Annotated in this window: 4 protein-coding genes and 1 pseudogene; 1 reads left to right on the forward strand and 4 read right to left on the reverse strand. The window is 62.5% G+C overall.

Annotation, left to right across the window (positions count from 1 at the left end; genetic code table 11):
- Together VMJ11_RS00880 and VMJ11_RS00885 are read right to left on the reverse strand one after the other, a co-directional pair.
- On the reverse strand, positions 1–736 hold a 736-nt coding region (locus VMJ11_RS00880; protein WP_325615959.1), incomplete at its 3' end, for a pseudouridine-5'-phosphate glycosidase.
- Between the two features lie 223 nt (positions 737–959).
- Positions 960–1,184 (reverse strand): annotated as a pseudogene (locus VMJ11_RS00885) (IS6 family transposase); the annotation flags it as partial.
- Positions 1,185–1,719: 535 nt separating this feature from the next.
- On the opposite strand from VMJ11_RS00885, the gene VMJ11_RS00890 reads away from it, so the two are divergent.
- Positions 1,720–2,865 (forward strand): porin, encoded by a 1,146-nt coding sequence (locus VMJ11_RS00890; RefSeq protein WP_325615961.1) that lies wholly within the window; start codon positions 1,720–1,722, stop codon positions 2,863–2,865.
- A 163-nt stretch (positions 2,866–3,028) separates the two neighbouring features.
- On the opposite strand, the gene VMJ11_RS00895 is transcribed toward VMJ11_RS00890, so the two are convergent.
- Both VMJ11_RS00895 and VMJ11_RS00900 read right to left on the reverse strand, forming a co-directional pair.
- The gene (locus VMJ11_RS00895; protein ID WP_325615964.1) at positions 3,029–3,274 is read right to left on the reverse strand and encodes a hypothetical protein; all 246 of its coding nucleotides are present in this window, start codon (positions 3,272–3,274) and stop codon (positions 3,029–3,031) included.
- A 174-nt stretch (positions 3,275–3,448) separates the two neighbouring features.
- On the reverse strand, positions 3,449–4,808 hold a 1,360-nt coding region (locus VMJ11_RS00900; RefSeq protein WP_325615963.1), incomplete at its 5' end, for a site-specific integrase.

A 4,808-nucleotide genomic window follows, 5' to 3' on the forward strand; every position in this document is an offset into this window, starting at 1 on the left:
TTTCTTCGGACGGCATCGCCGCCGCTTCCGGCACCGGAGTGCTTAACAGCACACCGCCCTTGAGGCCCAGGTTCCACTTGGTGCGGATGAAGCGCGCCTGCTCTGCTGCGTCGTCCAGCCTGAAGTCCGCGCGAAAGCCGCTGTCGCGCGTGTAGAACGCAGCGAAATTGTCCTGCTCGCAACTGAGCACCGGCACGCCGTGCGTTTCCAGGTATTCCAATGTGAGCCCGATGTCCAGGATGGACTTCGCACCGGCGCAAACCACCGCCACCGAGGTCTTTGCCAATTCCTGCAGGTCCGCCGAGATGTCAAAGGTTTGCTGCGCGCCCCGGTGTACGCCGCCAATGCCTCCGGTGACGAAGACCTCGATGTCGGCCAGCGAGGCACATATCATCGTGCCAGCCACTGTGGTGGCGCCGAGCCCGCCGCCAGTCAGCACGGCCGGCAGGTCGCGCCGGCTAACCTTGTGTACATGGTCCGAGCGGCCGAGCAGTTCCAGCTCGTCGTCGGAAAGGCCGATGTGGATTCGCCCTCCGATCAGCGCAATCGTCGCTGGCTCGGCCCCCGCCTCGCGGATCAGGGCCTCCACTTCGCGCGCAGTGCGAATGTTCTCCGGATAGGGCATGCCGTGAGCGATGATGCTCGACTCCAGCGCGACAAGCGGGCGGCCGGCGGCTTTTGCAGCGGCTACAGGCGTGCTGAACGCCAACCAGGAGTGCGCGAGGTTTGCAACCATGTCCGTGGGTCTTCGAGTGTCGTGAACTTCAGTATGCCGCATAGGGCGGCTCGACGGCGGATTGCCGAGCACGGTGTGTTCCCTGCCAGTATCCCCGTCGTGCAAGGACGGAGTTCTGCAGCGAAGTAGCCTTCAGGCTGCTGTTGGCCGAAGCCGGATGCGCTTGCGAGCGGGAGCATCAAACTCGGTCCACGCCACAGTTGCCCAGGTCATCAGGTCGAGTCCTTGCAATCACCGGCAGCATATTCAGCGCGCACCGATGGACAGTCGAATGATCCACCGACAGCCCTCGCTCCGACATGATCGCTTCACGATTTCGCAGGCTCAGTGGGTAGGCGACGTACTAGCGCACGCACAGCAACATCACATCCAGCGGATAGTGCAGCCGCTTCAGAACCTTGGCGATCCCCGGTGCAAGCGTCGTTCGTGGCGTCAGTGTCCTCTTCATCGTGTGGCCAAAGCGTTTTCCTCAGCCTCGAATTTTAGCTCCCCCGCGTTAATGCGACAGAGCCCGCTTTGCTCAGTACCGCCAATCGGGATGTTGATTGTCGTCTTGCCCGCGTGAATCTGTCGCGCAGTTCTGTCCACGTCAGATCCTCCCGCTGCGCCGTTGCGGTACCTGCGCGAATGAGGCTTGAATGAGAGCAAAAAAAGCGACTGCAGCGGCAGCTTGGCGCACGATTGTTTTCATCGCAGAGCCTCAACGGATAATCGGTATTGTCCACGCCGAACGGCGCAGGGACGCTTTCGCCTTGCTCGAAAACAATTGCCGGCCTGCGGCAATTCGATGCACGGAGAGTGCAGTCTTACCGCCACCGATAATTGCGTTTGCTCAATGCAAACCGGTATTAAGCCGATAAGTTGTGCTATTACAACTACGCGAGCAGGGGAGTGGGGATATATTTCGAGCCGTTAGAGTTCGAGCGCGGAAGCTTGTTTTTTGCGCTCTGTAAATGAGTAGATGCCCCAGAAAAGGAATGTGCATGATGAATCTCAACAAGGCCTTGATTGCTGTTGCTGCACTTGGCGCATTCAGCGCCGCGGCGCACGCCCAGAGCAGCGTTACTCTCTATGGGTCGCTGGATGCCGGTATCGCGTATGTCAATAATGCTGGCGGCCACAGTGCCTGGCTTCAGTCGAGCAGCCTGCTCTCGAATACCTATTTCGGTTTGAAGGGGGCCGAAGACCTCGGCGGCGGCCTGAAGGCGATCTTCAAGCTGGAATCCGGTTTCGATATGTCGAACGGCAAATTCAATAGTAACGGCTCGATGTTCAACCGTCAGGCCTACGTCGGTATCCAGAGCGATAAATACGGTACGTTCACGCTCGGCAAACAATATGATTCCGTAGTTGATTACCTCTCGCCGCTGTCGCTGGCTGGTCAGGCAGGGGTTGTCAATCTCGCAGCGCACCCGCTGAACAACGACAATATCGGCGCACAATACTCGATCAACAATGCCGTCAAGTACGAGAGCGCTAACTATTCCGGCTTCCACTTCGGGGGCTTGTACGGCTTCAGCAACGATCCGGGACAGTTCGCCAATGGCCGCGCCTGGAGCGTCGGCGCTGGCTACTCCGCAGGTCCGTTGACGGTCGCTGCTGCCTATGATCAGACGAATACCGACACCAACGCCGCGGCCAATGCGAGCGCTGCGGCCACGGTGCCGTTGGGCGGCGACGTCAAACGTACGTTCGGCGTTGGGGCGAACTACGCGTTCGGTCCGGGAACCGCAGGCGTGCTCTGGACGCATACCCGCATTCAGGGTGCGACGTCGTTCGGCCTCAATGGCCTGAATGCGCGCTTCGACAATATCGAGGTCAATGGCACGTATAGCCTCACGCCGGCGCTCGCTCTTGTCGGCAACTACACCTATACGTATGGCAAGACTACTGGCGCGGGAACGTCTTCGAGCGATCCGAAGTGGCACTCGGCGACGCTCGCCGCGGACTACTCGCTTAGCAAGCGGACGGACGTCTATTTGGCAGGGGCTTATCAACACGCTTCCGGCGATGTCTACAATAATGGTGTTATCGCTATTGAAAACACGGCCAGTATCGCTGGGCTGCTGCCCGCATCGACAACGCAGAACCAGGTCGCTGTAACGGTCGGCATGCGCCATCGGTTCTAAGGTCGTTTCCGGAAAGGTGGAAAATACTGATAAGGACAGACGTCCGCTGGCGTCGACGTGATTTTCCAACCTCCCCGTCTGCCTGTATGGTTGACGTTTAGTGCGCGCCGGTCTAGCCACCGGCGCGCTTTTTTCGTTTGCGAATGCACAAAGTTGTGTGGCGTCACGCTTGATGGGGCGTCAGCGCTTCGGGCGGGTCACAATCGACGCCGCCGCGGCTCCAGCCAGGTCCGTCAGGTGGATCTGGTGCAAACAGGCGATCCGAAAACGATTGTTGATAAATAGAGGAATTCTTCTCAAACAGACAGGATAGCAGTCCAGACGGCGGGCGCGCGCGCCACGACGCGCCCGCTTCGGCCTGCTTCAATACAGCCACAATCTGCTCGACACCGAAGCGTTTGCGTTTCATCGCACGGCTCCTTTCCTTAGAAAAGGCCGCCGAAAAGTCGCTTACATCATGGCATTGTTTACCGGGGGCGCTCAGAGGAAAGGTGCCAAGATCCGGGGAAGCGGTCAGCAACATGCGGCAGGGCCGCTTGCCTAAGCATCGGCGATGACCGGCCGCCCATGGGCGACGTGGTACTCACCTTGCCCTGGCGAATGCGTCTGCGATCTGCCGTGCCCGTTTGACCTCGTCGCTGTGCAGGTAGATCGAGGTGGTAGAGACGGACGCATGCCGCAGGTTGTCCCGCACCGTGGTGAGCTCCGCGCCGCGGCCAAGCGCGTGCGTTGCGTGCGTATGCCGCATCCAGTGCGGGCTCGCGCGACGCAGCTTTTCGGCGAGCGGCGCATGGTCGGCCTCGATCGCGCCGGCGGCCAGCAGGAAGAAGCGTCTGAGCACGCCCCACAGACGCACGCTGCTGATGGCCGCTTCGCTGTCGGCCTCGAGACTGCCGACAACGGGGGTCGCCGGATTCCAGCGCACGGGCAGCACGGGCAGGTCACGGTCGGCCAGATAGCGCGCGAGCGCCTCCCACGCGAGCGGAGGCAAGGCGACACGGGCGAGCTTTTTTCCCTTGCCCGTCACGCGCAGCCAGTGATCGCCGTGCGCATCCGTCTCTGCGTGGCCGAGCGTCGCTCCGACCAGTTCGCTTGCGCGCAGGCCAGTGGCATAACCGAAATCCAGCAAGAAGCGCAGCCGCTGCGCCGCGGGCGCCGACCAGCCGTACGACCACTCCAGGCCGTCTGCGATCGTACGCACGAGCGCCCATTCGCCTTCGGTGAATGCATGCGAGGTGTCGAGCACCTGTGCGCCGCTCGCGCCGCGCACTTTCACGCCGGAAAACGGATTGGCCAGCACGTAACGCTGCTCGATGAGCCAGCGGAACAGGGCGCCGACAATCGACAGGGCATGCGCGACGGAGCGCGCGGACAGGCTGCCGTTGAACGGGCGCCAGTCCGGTGAGGTGCGGGGGCGCACTGGGCCGACCCAGCGGGCGCGGGGGGAGGGATGGCGCAGGAATGCGCGGTAGGCGATCGCGTCCTCGGTGGTGAGCGACGACAGCGCGCGGCCGCGCTCGATGATCGCCCAGAGGATCAGGCGCTCGGCTTCCTTGCGGTAGGTGCGCTGCGTGGCCGGCGACTCGTGCAGTGCGAGCCAGGTCTGCACGGCCTCGTAGTCGTTGGTGGCGTCCAGCGTGCAGGTCTCGCGAGGCGCGCGGAACGTGCCCGCGGTTCCGTCGACCTCGTGCGGGAGTTTCAGGGATTCCCACGGCACGATGTCGCCGCGCTCACCCGCCACGATGAGCGCGCGCGCCTTTTCCGTGAGGGCGGGCCACGCGGCGAAGAACGCCTCGATCGCGCGGGCGCTCGCCGCGCCGAGCCCGGGCACGGCTTTCCACCACTGGCGCCGGCGCGGGATGCGCACGGTGAGCCCGGCGAGCGTGGTAATGCCGTGCGCGTACAGCACCCGCACGGCGCGCGGTGTGAACCACTGCGCGATG

The sequence above is a fragment of the Paraburkholderia sp. genome (assembly GCF_035501035.1).
Classification (GTDB): domain Bacteria; phylum Pseudomonadota; class Gammaproteobacteria; order Burkholderiales; family Burkholderiaceae; genus Paraburkholderia.

What these genes read in the sequence shown, in the direction of transcription:
- VMJ11_RS00890 (WP_325615961.1), top strand. Translation starts at nt 1,720, where the DNA reads ATGATGAATCTCAACAAGGCCTTGATTGCTGTTGCTGCACTTGGCGCA.
- VMJ11_RS00895 (WP_325615964.1), bottom strand. Translation starts at nt 3,274, where the DNA reads ATGAAACGCAAACGCTTCGGTGTCGAGCAGATTGTGGCTGTATTGAAG.